The organism is Agrobacterium sp. SUL3 (assembly GCF_001263295.1).
In the GTDB taxonomy this organism is placed as follows: Bacteria; Pseudomonadota; Alphaproteobacteria; order Rhizobiales; family Rhizobiaceae; genus Agrobacterium; species Agrobacterium tomkonis.
This window is the reverse complement of record NZ_KQ414503.1, coordinates 124,142-140,676: the sequence shown is the minus strand read 5'-3', so window position 1 is coordinate 140,676 and position 16,535 is coordinate 124,142. Positions and strand designations below refer to the sequence as shown.

Here is a 16,535-nt window from a genome sequence, read left to right as displayed (position 1 = left end):
CAACGTGACGTGGAATAACTATGATGATGAAACCGAGTTGTCCACCCCGAAGTTTATTTTTTGTCGGGTGAGATTAAGCAGTAGACGCCACAATTTAGACACATTTTGAATAAGTCTGTCTGAGGAATAGCCTTACGTAAGGGAAGTAACTACAAAAAATCCATTACTATTTTCTGGGGATAGACTGCTCTTGAACGCGCCGCATGTTAAAAGAGATATAGAATTTTTTGGAGATTGCGGAGAAAACATCCGCATCGATTCAAGAACGCGTGAAATATACTATAGAATTAAGGATGAAAGAAACCAGGCACGCACAGAAGAGCGCGCTGCATCCCCTCAAGATAACCTGAAGATTTCCAGTAGCTGGGACAGTGTCAGCAATCTTGGATTGCAGATTATATATTCCGAAAGCAAGGACATAGAAATATTGGCATGGCTCGCCGAAGCAAGCCTGCGGCTGCGGGGATTTCACGGACTACGTGAAATCTACGACCTTTGCAGTGATCTTTTTTACAACCACTGGGACTCATTGCGGTCGATCAGCGACGACAATGACGAAGAAAAATTCGCACCTTTCGCGGGATTAAATGGCATTGGCAGCGAAGGAACGCTTGTTCAGCCGCTCCGGCTCGCGCCGCTGATCCCCGGAGGGAAATTTGCCGAACACAGTCTCTGGGATTTCCAGCTGGCGCAGCGGCCGAACGAGAGCAAACGCCGCGAGGAACTGTATCGGCTGGCGTCCGAGGCGGGCGTTGCCGCCATGTCTTCACATCTGGCGGAGGTGAATGCCTGTCTCTTAGCATTTGATGCGATCATGGCCGTTCTTTCCGAGCGTTGCGGCCAGGCCGCTCCCCCGAGTTCGAACATACGAAACACGCTCATCGAAGCAGCCGCCGCCATTCGCACGCTTGGCGGGCGGGACCTGGAGCCGGCGCCGGTTGAAGCGGCCGCAGCCGCCGCGAGCACGGATGAAATTGGGCAACCTGTCATGCGCGCACCCGTGGCCTCCCCGGAAGGCATATCATCGCGCGACGAAGCTTTTGAAACTCTTCTTTCAGTTGCGCGTTACTTTCGCCGTACCGAGCCGCACTCACCGATCTCGCTCTCCATCGAAACGCTGGTTCGCAGGGGACGCATGGATTTTTCGGAACTGCTGGCCGAGCTTCTGCCCGAAACGCAGGCCCGCAACGCAGTTCTGACGGCCGCCGGCATCAAACCCGGCGGAGAAAACAACGGAAAATAACAAACTCGGGGCAGACACCGCCCCATAACAGTCATCCATGCCAAAGGGCATCAAGGAGGTTGAAATGGCAAGTGTACACGAAAAGCTGGAACGGGTTCGCAAGCCCCGCGTCCACATCAAATACGAAGTTGAAACCGAAGGCGCGATGGTGGTCAAGGAACTGCCCTTCGTCGTCGGCGTGCTGGGTGATTTCTCGGGCAATCCGACCCAGCCCCTGAAGCCGTTCGGGGAGCGCAAATTCGTTCAGATCGACCGTGACAATTTCGATGAAGTGATGCGTCGCATGACGCCGGGCCTCAACATTTCCGTGGCCAATACGCTGCAGAAAGACGGGACGGACATGCAGGTCAACCTGAAATTCGAGAGCATGGACGATTTCGAACCCGGCGCCGTCGTGCAGCAGGTTCCCGCGCTCAAGGCGCTTCTGGATGCACGCAACGAGCTGCGTGACCTGCTTTCCAAGGCCGACCGTTCGGAAGATCTGGAGCGGATGCTCGAAGATATCCTTCAGAACAAGACGGACCTCGCAACGCTGGTTTCCGAACTGAAGGAAAAGAACGGCGCAAGCAAATAATCGCCTGTGCGGAGGAAAACCTCCCCGAGCGGCCCTTGTAGCGAGGGCCTCAACTGTTCAAGCGGCATTTTAAAGCCGCATGTGGAAGGACTGGAACATGAGCGCTGAAAGCCTGCTGAAGAATGAAGCACAGGCAACGACCGCCGAAGATCAGGGACTGTTGTCCAAGGTGGTTGCCGCAACCCGCCAGACCGAACCGGACCGCGCACAAAATCTGCTGCGCACGCTGACCGATCAGGCCCTGAAAGGAACGGTCAAATACGACCGCAACCTCACCGTCACCCTCAACCACGCGATCGCCGAGCTGGATCGGACGATTTCCGAACAGCTCGCCGCGATCATGCAAGCGCCGGAATTCGCCAAGCTGGAAGGCACCTGGCGGGGGCTCAACTATCTCGTCAAGAATTCCGAAACGAGCGTCAACCTCAAGATCCGCGTCATGAACGCCGGCAAGCGGGAACTCGCAAGGGATCTCGAAAAGGCCGTCGAGTTCGATCAGTCAAGGCTTTTCAAGGCGATCTACGAAGACGAATTCGGCACCCCCGGCGGCGAACCGCTCGGCGCCATCATCGGCGATTACGAATTCGACAACTCTTTCGATGACGTGCAGCTGCTTCAGGGTGTCTCGTCGATTGCAGCGGCGGCCTTTGCACCGTTCATTTCCGCCGCCAGCCCGCGCATGTTCGGCTTCGAGGACTATCGCGATCTCGCCCGGCCGCGCGATCTGGAAAAGATCTTCGACACGGTGGAATATGCCAAGTGGCGCAGCTTCCGCGAAAGCGACGATTCCCGTTTCGTGACGCTCGCTCTGCCGCGTGTTCTGGCACGCATGCCCTATGGCCCGAAGACCAACCCCATTGATGATTTCGCCTATGACGAAACCAAGGGTGCGGTGAACGGCGATCTGCAGCATGATGAATATTGCTGGATGAACGCCGCCTACGTCATGGGCACGAAGCTGACAGAGGCTTTTGCAAAAAGCGGCTGGTGCACGGCAATCCGTGGCGCGGAAAATGGCGGCCGGGTGGAAAATCTGCCCATGCACGTCTTCTCCAGCGATGACGGCGATCTCGACCTGAAATGCCCGACGGAAGTGGGCATTACCGACCGCCGCGACGCCGAACTCGGCAAGCTCGGCTTCCTGCCGCTCTGCCACTACAAGAACACGGATTATGCGGTGTTTTTCGGTGCCCAGACCGCGCACAAGCCGAAGCTCTACGACAAGCCGGAGGCAACGGCCAACGCCGCCGTTTCGGCCCGCCTGCCCTACATCATGGCGACGTCGCGCTTTGCGCATTATCTCAAAGTGATGGGCCGCGACAAGATCGGCTCCTTCATGGAAGCGTCGGATTGCGAAGTCTGGCTCAATCGCTGGATCGCCAACTACGTCAATGCCAATGACGAGGCCGGCGAGGAAAGCCGCGCCAAATATCCGCTGCGTGACGCCAAGGTGACCGTGCAGGAAGTGCCCGGCAAGCCGGGCGCCTATAATGCCGTCGCATGGATGCGGCCCTGGTTGCAGATGGAAGAACTGACGACCTCGCTGCGCATGGTCGCCCGCATTCCGTCCAAGAACTGAGCTCGGACCGGGGTGGTCCGCCACCCCGGCCCCGTTCATCATCCGGAGCCCGCTCATGGCGCATCAGTCCTTTCCGGACGCCCGTCTTTTCGCCGACCAGCTCATCGCTCTCATCGACGATGCGCTGAGCGGCCAAGTGAACGCCATTCTCCACCATGCCGATTTTCAGGCGATGGAGGCGAGATGGCGCGGGCTTGCCATGGTCGTTCGCGAGGCAGGCCGAAGCAGCGACGTGAAGGTGAAACTGCTGAACGCCAGCTGGCGCGACCTTGCCCGCAACACGGAACGCGCCACCGACTTCGACCAGAGCCATCTTTTCGAAGTCGTCTATAACCGCGAATTCGGCATGCCGGGCGGCGAACCGGTCGGCCTTTTGATCGGTGACTACGCGTTTTCCCCCGATGATGTCGAAGGCGCCGATTCCATTACCACGCTGTCGCAGATCGGCATGGTGGCGGCAGCGGCCTTTTGCCCCTTCGTGGCCGCGGCCGCACCTTCCGCCGTCGGGCTGGAAGACTTTACCGAACTCAGCCGGGTTCACGATTTTTCCTCGCTGAAGCAGGATAAATCCCGGCTGCGATGGAATGCGCTTCGCGCCCGCGACGATTCTCGCTTCATCGGCCTTGTTGCGCCGCGCATCCTGCTGCGCTCCCCCTACAGGCCCTATGCGCGCGAACGGGATGACGGTTTTCCCTTCCGCGAGCAAGTGGTGGAAAGTGGAGAGACCCTGCTGTGGGGCAACGCCGCCTTCGCCTTTGCGACCGTGGTTGTGCGCAATTTCGTCGATTCTGGCTGGTTTGCGGATTTGCGCGGTGTGACGCAGGACGCCGTGGATGGCGGCATGCTCTCGTCCCGGCAATTGCCGCCGCTCGATCTCGGCATCGAGAGCAACGGCCTTTCCGCTCAGCCACCCGTCGAGGTGCAGCTGACGACGGGGCAGGAACAGCAATTTTCCGATCTCGGCATCGTGCCCGTCTCCACCACCTATCTGTCCGGCATGGCGATCCTTAACGCCAACCAGTCCCTGCATGCGCCCGGCCATTATTCCAGCGAAGCGGCGCGGCAAAACGCTCGCTTGGCTGCCATGCTGCAATATGTGCTGTGCGCCTCCCGGTTCTCGCATTACCTCAAGGTCATCATGCGCGATGATATCGGCCAGCTGAGCGATGCCTCGACGATCGAGCGCAAGCTGGAAAGCTGGCTTTCCTCCTACACACTCGGCAATGACGATGCGGAAGCGGCGCTGCGCACGCGCTACCCGCTGCGCTCTGCCGGGATCAACGTCTTCGAGGTTCCCGGCAAGCCCGGAACATTCTCCTGCACCGTGCGCCTTCAGCCGCATTTCCAGCTCGATGACGTCTCCACGAGCTTCCATCTCATTGCCGAAACCATGATGCAGCCCACCGCCGCATCCGGGCCTTCAGCCGAGCCGCAAAGGATATCCGCATGACGCTGCGCGACGACATTTCCCGCCTTCTCGATGATGACCGGCTGCAGGACGCGATCGGTCTTGCGCGCGAACACGTCAAGACGAAGCCTACCGACAAGGACGGCCGGCACTTCTATATCGACCTGCTTGTGCTTGCCGGCGACTATGAGAAGGCCGATGCGCAATGCAATCTGGCCGCAACATTCTCGCCGCAGGAAAGCGTCGGCTTTTCCCTCTTCCGCCACCAGCTGCGCGCCATGGCCGCACGCAATGCCTGGTTCGAAACCGGCGCGGTGCCGGATTTCCCCGGCGGTCCGTCGGAACTCGATCAGCTGGCGATCAGGGCGAATATCGCCGCACGCAGCGGTGATGCGGATGCCGCCAAAGCCGCACTGGCTGAACTCGATGAAAAACGCGGCAATGTGCCGATCAGCCATAATGGCAAGAGCGCCGGCGATATTCGCGACCTGGACGATCGGATTCCGCATGCGCTGGAAGTGCTGACCAATGGTGGCCGCTACCTCTGGATCGATTACGGTCGCATCGAGAGCCTCACCATCGACCCCATGAGCCGCCCGCGTGATCTTGCTTTCCGCGGCGGCGAACTGACGCTGCGCGACGGCGCGGTCGCATCCGTGCTGCTTCCGGCCATCTATCACGGTGCGAAGGACGATGTCGGCCTTCTCCTCGGCCGCGAAACGCGCTGGAGCGAAGGCGACCAACCGCTGGCGACGGGGCAAGGCCAGCGCTGCCTGCTGATCGGCGACGATGTTGTGCCATTCCACGAGATCGGTTCCCTTTCCGCCGCCTCCGACGATGAAAGGCAGATCGCCCGTGGTTGATCCGCTCGAGCAATATCGCGCGCGGCAGCGAACGCTGTCACGCTCCGTTCTGGACCGGCTGCTGGATGATGCACCGGATGCTGAAACGGATGCGCTCGTCAGCCTGACGGATCAGGCGCGCGAGATGCGCGAGGTGATCCGCCGCGATCTCGAGGCATTGCTCAATACCCGCCGCAACCCCGCCGGCCCGCCGACAGCGCTGAAAGAGCTTACCGATGCGCTGGTGAGCTATGGCGTGGACGGCATTCTTTCGGCCAATCTGGTGACGGATGCCTCCAAGGCGCGGCTCGCACGCAGCATCGAGCGACGGATTTCGCTGTTCGAAACCCGTCTGGCCGACGTGCATGTGACGATCCTGAAAAACCGCACAGATGGCGACCGGGCGCTTCGCATGCGCATACAGGCAAGCTTCCGCCTTCAGGAAGGCATGCCGCCGATCAGCTTTGAATCCCGCATCGATCCGTCCACGCAGCGTTTCCTGGTGGAGGCGACGAATGGCTGACGGCTTTCTCGAAAAATACAATGACGAGCTTTTCGCGCTCCGAAAACGCGCATCGCGTTTCGCAGCGGCGTTTCCGAAAATCGCCGGCAGGCTACGCATGACGGGCGATGTCGCCGACGATCCGCATGTCGAGCGGCTGATCCAGAGCTTCGCCTATTCCGCCGCCCGTGTACGCCAGAAGCTGGACGACGAGTTTCCGGAACTGACGGACAGCCTGCTGGAAACGCTCTATCCGCATTATCTTGCGCCGATCCCTTCGATGAGCGTCGTTCAGTTTGCACCCAGCCCCGCACTGGCGACCGTGCAGCCGCTTCCGCGCCACAGCGAAATTCTCGCCGAACCGGTGGGCGGCGAGAGCTGCCGTTTCCGCACGACGCAGGAGGTGGAGATCGTTCCGCTGCAAATCACCGCGGCGACGCTTTCCGGCCAGCCGATCGATGCGCCTTTTTCGGCGTCCTTCGCCGGTGCGGCGAGTTGCCTGCGGCTTTCCCTGCGTAGCACGGCGCCACGCGGCAGCACCTTCCCGGAAATGGGGCTGACAAAACTCCAGATCTTCCTGTCTGCCGCCTGGCAGCAGGCAACAGCGCTTTACGAGCTTTTGACCAACCACTGCGTGGGCATGGCGCTGGCACGTCACTCCGAAGACAAGGAGGCGGTTTTCCTGCCCGCCGCCAATCTCAGGCCATCGGGTTATACACGCGATCAGGCCATGCTGCCCTATCCGGCCAACAGTTTTGACGGATACCGGCTTCTCACCGAATTTTTCGCGCTGCCGCAGAAATTCCTCTTTCTCGATATTGACGGTCTGCACAGATGGAGCGGCGGCAATTGTGAACTCTATATCTATCTGGATGCGGCGGATACGCGGCTGGAGCGCATGGTCTCCGTCAAGGATTTCGTGCTGAACGCCTCACCCGTTATCAACCTGTTCAAGCAGAATTGCGAACCGCTGAGCCTGGATGGAACACGCACGGAATATCGCCTTCTGCCGGACGCAAGGCGGCAGCGGACCCGTGAAATCTACGCCGTCGAAAATGTCGAGCTGACCAGCCGCTCCGGGCAGACGGAAAAGACCTCGCCGTTTTTCGGGCGCACCCAGCGCAATAACGGCTCGAATGTGTTCTGGCAGATCCAGCGCCGCTTTGACGACGATGGCTCTTCCGATACCGATATCGCCTTCGTGGATCAAAAGCGCGGGCCGCTCGGACCGCTCGACATGGTGGCAAGCGTCGATACGCTCTGCATCAACCGCGAATTGCCGAGCCAGCTTCCCTTTGGCGGTGGACACCCCTTCCTCCAGCTTTCGGCCGGCAACGAAGCCGTGAAGTCCATCCATGCCCTGATGCCGCCAACGGCGGCCATCCGCGTCAACGAACGCTCGGCGCGCGAATGGCGGCTGATCTCGCATCTGCTGCTCAATCATCTCTCGCTTTCAGACAATGGCGGGGCTCCGCTGAAGGATATTCTGTCGCTTTATTCCTTCAGGGACAGCCCGGAAACCCGGCAGCTGGTTGAATCGATCAGCAATGTCGAGGCCCAGAATTCCCACGCACGGATCGGCTCGGCGATGGTGCCGGGAACGGACATCACCGTGGAATTCGATCCGGCGCTCATCGCACGCCCCGCCGCCTTCATTTTCGCCAGTGTGCTGAACCACTTCTTCGGCCTCTATACCTCGATCAACAGTTTCACCCGGCTGACGGCGACGATGCGCGGCCATTCCAAACCGATTGCCCGCTGGCCAGCCCGCGCGGCAGACCGGCCTTTGCTCTAGGAGATCGGGATGGAACAGCAAATACCGACACTGAAAGATCAGCAGGCCGCCCTTCTCAGCGCCGATCCCGGCCGTTTCGACCCCGCCACCGCTTTTCGCGTTGCCCAGCATGTCTCGGATGACGGGCTGACGATTGCGGCGCACGGCGGTGTGCAGCCCACCGCGCTGGCAATCAGCGGGTTCGGCCGCAAACACGGTATTTCCCAGCTGAAATCGGCCTTCGCCCCGATTGTCGGGCCACTTGGTTCGCTGCCGCCAGCCTATGGCGAATTGCTGCAACGGGAAGAGCGCAGTCGCTCCGGCGCACTGGCAAGCTTCTTCAATCTGTTCGCAGCCAGATTCAGCGAGCTGTTTGTAACCGCTTCGGAAAAATATCGCCTCGCCAGGGGATTACGCTGGTCCAATCAGGAAAAAAACAACGGTTTCCGCAAGACGCTGCTTGCGCTTACCGGGTTTCGCACGGCCGGCCTGACCGAGAAGGCCGGGGTGACCGAAGATACGCTTCTGCGCTTCAGCGGGCTTTTCGCCAGCCGCAATCGCAATGTCTCGGCACTAACCTCGACCCTTTGCGAATTTACCGGGCTTCCGGTGGTCGTCGAACAGTTCCGAAGGCGATGGGTGCCGCTCCCGCTTCACGAACAAAGCCAGCTCGGACAGGCATCAGGGCTGCAGCTGGGGCAGAATACCACGGCTGGTAGCGCCGTGGAGGATATGAGCGGCGGCTTCCGGGTCGTCATCGGTCCGGTTGCCTATGCGGATTATCTGGCGCTGACGCCCGGATCGAAACGGCTGGCCGAGATATTTTCGCTGACGCGGCTCTTCGTCGGAAACGCGCTCGATTTCGATGTGCAGGTGATTCTGAAAAAGGAGGATATTCCCTTCTGCCGGCTGGGCCAGCCCGATGCTCCCGCCCGTCTTGGCTGGAACAGCTGGGCCCGTGTGGCACCGGCAGAAAAAGACAGCACCGACGCCATCGTGACCGAGCGGGAAGGCTCGGTAATCTCCGTGTGAGGGCATGACATGAAACTGGCGCTCAGGCACACACAGAATATCGGGGCCACAAAACCCGGCCAATGGAGCTTCGAGCGCGGCCGCCGCGCGATCGGCCGGTCGCGGGATTGCGACTGGCAGATCGACGACAATGAACGGCGTGTTTCCAAGCTGCATTGCACGCTAAGCCGCGACGGCGAAGGTTTTACGATCATCGACCAGAGTGCGAACGGCACGCTTGTCGATGGCCGGCTGCTGCTCGAAGGAGAAAGCGCGCGCCTGCAGGATGGCTCGCAGATCAACATCGGCGGGCAGATTTTCCACGTGGCCATCAGCGGCGATGCCGACCTGGATTTTTCCGATCCCGATGCCTCCCTGCGGATGAGCGACGAGCCCCTGACCATTTCCGCAATCCTTGCCGATATCGCCCCGAACGGGCGTTCCGCCGGCGGGGTGCTGGGCGGCACGCTGCCGCAGGATGACTGGATGGAAACGAGCGGCAGTGCTGCCGGCCAGAAGCCCAAATCCATTTCGCGTAATGTCGAGATCGGCTGGAGCGCTCCGCCCAAGGCCGGTGGAATGGGTATGGTACTTCCGGAAGACTGGGATGAAGAGCCGGCCGCAAGCAGCAGGCACGAGCACACCGACGCGCTGAACACACCGGTCATGATCGCACGTCCGGCATCATCGTCGCAGGGCGAGGATTTCGACAGCGTCTTTCCGGATAAAAATGAAGAGCCGACCGCAGAAGAGACATGGCCGGCGGAAACATCCGGCGCACAGGCTGGGATCAGTGATCTTCTGTCCGCGCTCGAAAGGGAGAATGCCGAGTGCCTGGCCGTTCTCGACATCGAGGGCGATCATGCCGCTGCCGCACCACATGCGTCGCTGAGCGAGCGTCTGGAAACCCTCATTCATCAGCAGCGTCGGCTTACCGCCTCTCTTGAAACACTCATTCACACATGCACGCAGAAACTCGAGCCGCGGCTTCTCGAAGCTTCGGTCGATGCCGGAAACGATATTCGCTCGAAAATCGAGCGCAGGGACTGGCAGGCGCTGATCACCAGGACCGACTACTGGTCCGCCTACAAAAAGCAATTTGAAGAAAACGGTCGTCAATTGCCGGTCAGGCAGTTTCTGCAGCGGGCAGCGCGCGGTGACGCCGCGCCTGTTGCAGAGCCTGACGCGATGACGACCGATGCCAAGGGGGTAAACAACCACGATGAGACATGAAAACCGTGTTGCCTGGAGCGAAGGCATGTTTCTTCGCGTCCAGCATTTCCAGCAATCCGACCGCTGGACGGAGCGCCTCGTGCGCAATACGACGCGCAATCTTTCTCCCTATCCCTGGGGCATTGCCGAGATCGGCATGGATCGCAGCGCGCTGTCGATCGGGCAGTTTGCCCTGTCGAACCTTCGCGGTGTCCTTCCTGACGGCACCCCTTTCGAGGCGCCGGAGGATTCCGATCTGCCGCCGCCGCTTGATCTCGATGACAGCGTCAAGGATGCCATCATCTATCTCGCCCTGCCCGCCCGTCAGCCCGGAAAGGCGGACATGTCCGCGTCGGGCCGCAACGACATCAACAATGTGCGCTTCACCGCCTCAAGCTATGAGGTCTCCGACACCAATATCGAGACGGATTTCATTGCGCCCATTGATGTCGGTCGCCTCAGCCTGAAATTCCTCAAGACCGGCGACGATCTTTCCGGTTACGATCTCATTGGACTGGCGCGGGTGATCGAGGTTCGCTCCGACCGTGCTGTCATCCTCGATCCGGATTTCATTCCACCCAGCCTCACCTGCGCCGCAGCACCTCGTCTCAACGAGTTGCTGACGGAGCTTTTGGGAATCGTGCGCCACCGCGCCCAGGCGATCGCCGAGCGCATCGGTGACCCGACGATCCGCGGAACTGCGGAAGTAGGCGACTATTTCCTGCTGCAAATCCTCAACCGGGCGGATCCGCTGCTTTCGCATCGCGGCGCCAACGCCACGCGTTTTCACCCCATCCGGTTTTACGAGGACTGCATCCAGCTTGCCGGCGAACTCGCCACCTTCACGACGGACAAAAAACGGGCGACGAATTTCCCGCCCTATCGTCATGATGATCTGAAGGCCACCTTCGGCGCGGTTTTCGATGATCTGCGCACTTCACTCTCGGCGGTTCTGGAACAGGCGGCCGTTGCCATCGAACTGGTGGAACGCCGCCACGGCGTGCGTGTCGGCACCATCCACGACCGCACCCTGCTGCGCGATGCCGGCTTCGTGCTTGCGGTGCGTGCTGATATGGCCGCCGAGGACATTCGCCGCCGGTTGCCGGCACAGATCAAAGTCGGGCCGGTGGAGCGGATTTCGGAACTGGTCAATGTCGCGCTGCCGGGCATTCCCGTGCGCTCGCTGCCCGTTCTGCCGCGGCAATTGCCCTATCGTTCGGGCACCGTCTATTTCGAAATCGACACGACATCACCGCTTTGGAAACAGCTCGAGACATCAGGCGCCATCGCCCTGCATCTGGCGGGCGAATTTCCCGGACTTGAGCTGGAAATGTGGGCGTTACGCGAATGAGCAACGAAAAGCCCTCCTCCTGGCAGGATTTGCCGACGGTGGTTGAAATCACCGAGGAAAGCCGCCGCCGCAACCAGAACGCCCGCAACATGGCGACGATCCTCGAAGACATCATCGAGACCGACGAGCCGGCCGCGCGGCCGAAGGGCAATACGGCCGCCATGCCGGTCGACCAGCTGCTTTCCGGTTTCCGCTTCGGCGGCGAGGATGTGCCGACGCTGGTGCAATCGGCAGCGCCTCTTCTCAACCTCGCGCACCTCCTGCGCTTCAGCGACGCCCAGCCGGACCCGGAGCATCTGCGCCGCGCCTGCCTTGAGGCGATCACCCGTTATGAGCGCGATCTCTCTTCCGCCCGCATCAGCGCCGAGCGGGCACGGGCGGCGCATTATGTCGTCTGTGCGACCGTGGACGATGTCATTCTCAGCAAGCCGTGGGGCGTGCGGGCAGGCTGGGCGCGCTCCGGCCTTGTCTCCACCTTCCACAATGATGTCACCGGCGGCGACCGGGTTTTCGACATTCTCGACCATTTCCACCAGTCGCCCGGCGCCAACAAGGATCTGCTGCTGCTGATCTATCTGTGCCTGTCGCTCGCCTTCGAAGGGCGCACCCGCGTTTCACCGAAGGGGGCTCTGGAGCTTTCGCGCATCCGCGACAGTCTCTACAAGACGCTGATCGGCCAATATGGCGCCTTTGAGCGGGAACTTTCACCGCACTGGAAAGGCGTCGAGGCCCGGCATACGCCATTACGGACGATGGCGGCACTCTGGACGCTGCTGTCGCTGATGGCGCTCGCCTTCGCGCTTGGCTATCTTTTCTTCACACTGTCGCTCAACAACGCATCCGATGTCACTTTCGAAAGGCTGACCCACTTGCCGCCCACCGAAACACCTAGCGTGCTGATCGCGAGCCCTCCAGCGCCACCGGTGAAAACCGAAGTCCCGAAGATTGTCGAACCACCCAAGATCGTGGAACCGAAGCAGCCTTCCCGGCTTGAAAAGCTGATGGCCTTCCTGCAGCCGGAGGTCGAAAAGAAGCTGGTCACACTGGCTGACGTCAACGGGCGGCTGCGTGTGCGCATCAACAATTCAGGCCTTTTTGCCACCGGCAGCGCCGAGGTCAGCCCGCAGTTCCGCGATCTGATCCAGCGTATCGGCGGAGCACTCGCCGCCGAAAAATTCCGCGCCGTCGTCATCGGCTATACCGATAACGTGCCGATCAAGACCGTGGAATTCCCATCCAACTGGCACCTTTCCGAGGCGCGTGCGAAGGCGGTCGGAGACATTCTATCGCAATTTGCCGGACCCGAGGCGATCCTGACGGAAGGGCGCGCCGATAGCGATCCCATCGCCGACAACAAGACGCAGGAAGGCCGCGAGACGAACCGCAGAACCGAGATCATGGTCCTGACCAACCCCGATGAAAAACTGAGCGACGCCGGCATTCTCTCGCCGACCATAGAGAACAGTTCGGGACAGCAGCCGGGAGATGCAAACCCATGAATCCGCTGAGTTATTTTTATACGATCCGATCTTATGTCGAGAGCTATGCTGCCCTCGTCGGACGCCGCTTCCTGTCGCTTCTATGGGTGATCGCGCTTTGCGTCGTTATCTGGTTTTACGGCTATCTGATCGCGCTCGGCGATTTCAAGCCGCTGGGAACGACACAGGCCCGGATTATCGCCATCGGCATCATTGTGGCCATCTGGCTGGTCTATATCGTCGTCACGATTTACCGCGGCCGCAAGCAGGACAAGGAACTCGTCGACAGCATCGAGCGGGAGGCTCTCGCCAACCGTCAGGCTGAAATCGGCGAAATCCAGACACGCCTGAAAGAAGCCCTGGCGCTGTTGCGGCGTGTCACGAAAAAGCGGTTCGGTTATATATACGATCTGCCCTGGTACGTGATTTTCGGCGCACCGGGCTCCGGCAAGACGACCGCGCTCACCAATTCCGACCTGCAGTTCCCGCTTGGCGATGCGCTTGGCGAAAACGCGGTGAAAGGCATCGGCGGCACGCGCAACTGCAATTGGTGGTTCGCCGACGAGGCGATACTGATCGACACGGCAGGGCGCTACACCACGCAGGATGATCTCGATGGCTCATCGAAAGCGGGCTGGGAAGGTTTCCTCGGCCTTCTGAGGCGATATCGCCGTTCGCAGCCGATCAACGGCGCTTTGGTGACCTTGTCCATCCCCGATCTTCTCACCCGTGATCCCGAGGAGCAGCGGCAGGAGCTGCGCTCCATCCGTCAGCGGCTTTCCGAACTGGATGAATATCTGCACGCCCGCGTGCCGGTCTATATAGTGCTGACGAAGGCAGACCTCCTGCATGGCTTCGTGGAATTCTTCGACGGTTTCAACAAGACCGATCGCCAGCAGGTCTGGGGCACGACCTTCAAGCTGGATGAGAGCTATTCCGCAAAGGACCTGCCGCAACGGCTGACGGAAGAGTTCGAACTGCTGCAGCAACGGGTCGATGCGATGTTGATCGAACGCCTGCAGCAGGAACAGAATGCGGAGATACGCGGACGCATCTTCCGGTTCCCGGCGGAACTGGCGCGGCTTAAAGACCGGCTTCACGAGGCTCTGACCGAACTTTGCGCAAGTTCCCCGCTGATCGAAGCGCCGCTTCTGCGTGGTGTCTACCTCGCTTCGGGAACACAGCCGGAAACGGAACGTCCCGTCAGCGCGCCGCGGGCTCGCCGGAGCTATTTCCTTTCGCGGCTCTTCAAGGACGTCATCTTCCCGGAAGCCGCGCTGGTAATGCGCGACAAACGCCTTTCGAGGCGGCAGCTGCTTGTCCGGCGCATTGCCTATACGGCGTGCGCCGTCGCGGTTGCCGTCGTCTTCACGGGCTGGATTTTCACCTATTTCGCCAACACGCAGGCGCTGGCTGAAGCCGACCGCAAACTCGGAGCCTATGAGCAGCTGGTTCAGGGTATTCCCGTGCGCGATGTCGCCGACGCCGATTTCCTGCGTATTCTTCCGGCGCTCGACAATCTGCGCGATGTCAACTCCGGCTTTGCACGGGAGCGCGTGTGGAATGTCAGTTTCGGCCTCGATCAGGAAGACAAGATCGCCGGGCGGCAGCGCGATGCCTATCAGCGCGCGCTCAACGCCCTTCTGCTGCCACGCATGATCGTGCAATTGCAGAAACAGCTGAAGGACGAAAAGGATGTGACCCGCACGTTCAATTCGCTGAAGCTCTATGGAATGCTTGGCGGCATGGGCGCATTGGACCGGGATTTCCTGACCATGCAGACGCATCAGATGTTCGCGTCCCTTTATCCCGGCGACGGAAGAGGGGCAGCCCGGGAGGCACTTGACCAGCACGCAAAGGCACTGGCGGATGGCGTACTCGCCCCGATCGAGCTTGATGCCCGCCTCATCGCCACCGCCCGCGAAACCATCCGGGATCAGGCGATCGGTACACGTGCCTATGATATTCTCGCCGGCCTTCCGCAGGCGCAGGAGCTGATGGAATGGACGCCCGCCACGGCCTTCGGCCCGCTGGGAGAACGCGCCTTCGAACGCCGCAGCAAAGCGCCGATGGCGGAGGGCATAGAAGGCCTCTTCACGGCGCAAGGATATCGCAGCGTCGTCATTCCACAGGTCGCCAACGCAGCGCGTATTGCGCTTTCAGAGGGATGGGTGCGTGGTTCCGACGACGCGATCCGCGGCGCAACTGTCGAACAGGTGGCACAGGCCGCGCTGCAAATCTATTTCGACCGTTTCGAGAAGAGATGGGCCGATACGCTGGCCGATCTAAGGGTCAAGCCCTCCCAGACCCTGGGCGACGCGGTGGAAACAACCCGCGCACTTGCCAATGAACGCAACATTCTGGTGGAGGCGGCAAAATCCATCGCCGAAGCGACCGATCTGCGCCCGAGCGTGGGAGCAAATCCGGCCAGCCTCGCTTCCGCCACCGAAGGCGATGCAACGGCAGCCGTTCTTGCCGCCACCGTGAATGCGGCGGACCCCTATGCGCGATTGCGGGATATGCTGGCAGCCAAGGGAACGGCCCCGGCAACGGGCGCGGAAACCAATGGCGGCAAGGCTGCGGGTTCTCCAGCGGAGCAGCTGCTTTCGAATTTCAAGATGCTGAACGAGCAGCTCGCCCGCTCGGCAACGACCTCCGATGAGGTTGCCAAGGTGTTCGATGTGGACAGCCAGCTGACCAAGGCCAATCAGGACCTGCTGCAACAGGCACGCGAACTGCCGGCGCCGCTCGATGTCTGGGTGGCGGGTGTGGCCGCCGATGTCGGCTCGCTGGCGGTCAAATCCGCACGCAGCCGTATTGCGGACCTCTGGGCGGCCGATTCAGCATCTCTCTGCTCTTCGATCGTGACGGGGCGTTATCCTTTCGACCGGTCGTCTTCCCGCGATGTCGCCATTGCGGATTTTACCCGTCTCTTCGGCCCGACCGGGGTTTTCCAAAGCTTCTTCAAGCAGCGCATGGAGCCTTTCGTCGACAAGACGACAACCCCCTGGAGCTGGAAAGGCACTTTCGGCGCCGCCGGCATTCCAAGCAGCGCCATCGCCCAGTTCGAAAATGCCGACAAGATTTCGCGTGCCTTCTTCCCGAATGGCAGCGAGACGCCGGCGGTTGCGATCAATGTCAAACCCGTTTCGCTCACCAATGCCTCCAGCGCCGTCATGCTGGAAATCGAGGGTGAGCGCGTGGTTTATTATCACGGTCCAATACAGGCGAAGTCGATCACCTGGCCATCCCGTGAGAACACGGCCAGCCTGTCGCGCATCGCCTTCCAACCGGGCGGCTGGCAGCAGGCGAAAACCGAAAACGGCGACTGGTCGCCATTCCGCCTGTTCGACGGCGCCAATATCGAAAGCCAATCGGGTGATCTTTTGCGGGTACGGTTTGATAATAGCGGCCAGACGGCGGAATTCGATATTCAGTTCGGCTCGGTTCTCAACCCATTCAGACTGGAGGCGATGTCGAGCTTTGCCTGCCCTCAGCAGTTTTGACGGCAGGCGGCATATGGATTTGCAACGGAGGGGAGTAAGGATGGCAGCGATGACG

The 16,535-nt window shown here is 60.6% G+C and carries 12 protein-coding genes; all 12 read left to right on the top strand.

Going from position 1 to position 16,535, the window contains the following annotated elements; genetic code table 11:
• Window positions 1-190: 190 nt before the first annotated feature.
• The 12 genes from tssA to tssM all read left to right on the top strand — a co-directional run bounded on the left by tssA (window position 191) and on the right by tssM (window position 16,480).
• Window positions 191-1,243 (top strand): type VI secretion system protein TssA, encoded by a 1,053-nt coding sequence (gene tssA, locus AKG12_RS13410; RefSeq protein ID WP_082178842.1) that lies wholly within the window; start codon window positions 191-193, stop codon window positions 1,241-1,243.
• 64 nt (window positions 1,244-1,307) lie between these two features.
• Entirely contained in the window at window positions 1,308-1,817 is a 510-nt protein-coding gene (gene tssB, locus AKG12_RS13405) for a type VI secretion system contractile sheath small subunit (protein WP_020010212.1), read from the top strand.
• Between the two features lie 97 nt (window positions 1,818-1,914).
• Entirely contained in the window at window positions 1,915-3,396 is a 1,482-nt protein-coding gene (tssC, locus tag AKG12_RS13400; protein ID WP_046801024.1) for a type VI secretion system contractile sheath large subunit, read from the top strand.
• 55 nt (window positions 3,397-3,451) lie between these two features.
• On the top strand, window positions 3,452-4,846 hold the full coding sequence (gene tssC / locus AKG12_RS13395; RefSeq protein ID WP_046801025.1) for a type VI secretion system contractile sheath large subunit: 1,395 nt from the start codon (window positions 3,452-3,454) through the stop codon (window positions 4,844-4,846).
• Window positions 4,843-5,667: a type VI secretion system accessory protein TagJ gene (locus AKG12_RS13390; RefSeq protein WP_052819177.1), complete on the top strand. Its 825-nt coding sequence runs from the start codon at window positions 4,843-4,845 to the stop codon at window positions 5,665-5,667. The genes tssC (AKG12_RS13395) and AKG12_RS13390 overlap by 4 nt, the downstream gene beginning before the upstream one ends.
• Window positions 5,660-6,169 (top strand): type VI secretion system baseplate subunit TssE, encoded by a 510-nt coding sequence (gene tssE / locus AKG12_RS13385; protein ID WP_046801027.1) that lies wholly within the window; start codon window positions 5,660-5,662, stop codon window positions 6,167-6,169. The genes AKG12_RS13390 and tssE overlap by 8 nt, the downstream gene beginning before the upstream one ends.
• Window positions 6,162-7,943 (top strand): type VI secretion system baseplate subunit TssF, encoded by a 1,782-nt coding sequence (gene tssF / locus AKG12_RS13380; RefSeq protein WP_052819176.1) that lies wholly within the window; start codon window positions 6,162-6,164, stop codon window positions 7,941-7,943. The genes tssE and tssF overlap by 8 nt, the downstream gene beginning before the upstream one ends.
• A gap of 9 nt (window positions 7,944-7,952) precedes the next feature.
• Window positions 7,953-8,954, top strand: coding sequence for a type VI secretion system baseplate subunit TssG (gene tssG / locus AKG12_RS13375; RefSeq protein WP_052819175.1), 1,002 nt, complete (start codon window positions 7,953-7,955; stop codon window positions 8,952-8,954).
• Between the two features lie 9 nt (window positions 8,955-8,963).
• The gene (locus tag AKG12_RS13370) at window positions 8,964-10,166 is read left to right on the top strand and encodes a type VI secretion system-associated FHA domain protein (protein WP_046801030.1); all 1,203 of its coding nucleotides are present in this window, start codon (window positions 8,964-8,966) and stop codon (window positions 10,164-10,166) included.
• Window positions 10,156-11,496 carry a type VI secretion system baseplate subunit TssK gene (tssK, locus tag AKG12_RS13365; RefSeq protein WP_052819174.1) on the top strand — a complete coding sequence of 447 codons (1,341 nt, stop codon included), beginning with the start codon at window positions 10,156-10,158 and terminating at the stop codon, window positions 11,494-11,496. Before AKG12_RS13370 ends, tssK begins: the two co-directional genes overlap by 11 nt.
• Complete coding sequence (gene tssL / locus AKG12_RS13360) at window positions 11,493-12,995, top strand: type VI secretion system protein TssL, long form (RefSeq protein WP_052819173.1); 1,503 nt, start codon at window positions 11,493-11,495, stop codon at window positions 12,993-12,995. Before tssK ends, tssL begins: the two co-directional genes overlap by 4 nt.
• On the top strand, window positions 12,992-16,480 hold the full coding sequence (tssM, locus tag AKG12_RS13355; RefSeq protein ID WP_052819172.1) for a type VI secretion system membrane subunit TssM: 3,489 nt from the start codon (window positions 12,992-12,994) through the stop codon (window positions 16,478-16,480). The genes tssL and tssM overlap by 4 nt, the downstream gene beginning before the upstream one ends.
• The last annotated feature ends 55 nt before the right edge of the window (window positions 16,481-16,535 follow it).

Excerpts from the sequence above, each read along its gene's own strand:
- tssM (WP_052819172.1), top strand. The coding sequence starts at position 12,992 with ATGAATCCGCTGAGTTATTTTTATACGATCCGATCTTATGTCGAGAGC.
- tssB (WP_020010212.1), top strand. The coding sequence starts at position 1,308 with ATGGCAAGTGTACACGAAAAGCTGGAACGGGTTCGCAAGCCCCGCGTC.
- tssG (WP_052819175.1), top strand. The coding sequence starts at position 7,953 with ATGGAACAGCAAATACCGACACTGAAAGATCAGCAGGCCGCCCTTCTC.
- AKG12_RS13370 (WP_046801030.1), top strand. The coding sequence starts at position 8,964 with ATGAAACTGGCGCTCAGGCACACACAGAATATCGGGGCCACAAAACCC.
- tssL (WP_052819173.1), top strand. The coding sequence starts at position 11,493 with ATGAGCAACGAAAAGCCCTCCTCCTGGCAGGATTTGCCGACGGTGGTT.
- AKG12_RS13390 (WP_052819177.1), top strand. The coding sequence starts at position 4,843 with ATGACGCTGCGCGACGACATTTCCCGCCTTCTCGATGATGACCGGCTG.
- tssC (WP_046801025.1), top strand. The coding sequence starts at position 3,452 with ATGGCGCATCAGTCCTTTCCGGACGCCCGTCTTTTCGCCGACCAGCTC.
- tssK (WP_052819174.1), top strand. The coding sequence starts at position 10,156 with ATGAGACATGAAAACCGTGTTGCCTGGAGCGAAGGCATGTTTCTTCGC.
- tssC (WP_046801024.1), top strand. The coding sequence starts at position 1,915 with ATGAGCGCTGAAAGCCTGCTGAAGAATGAAGCACAGGCAACGACCGCC.
- tssF (WP_052819176.1), top strand. The coding sequence starts at position 6,162 with ATGGCTGACGGCTTTCTCGAAAAATACAATGACGAGCTTTTCGCGCTC.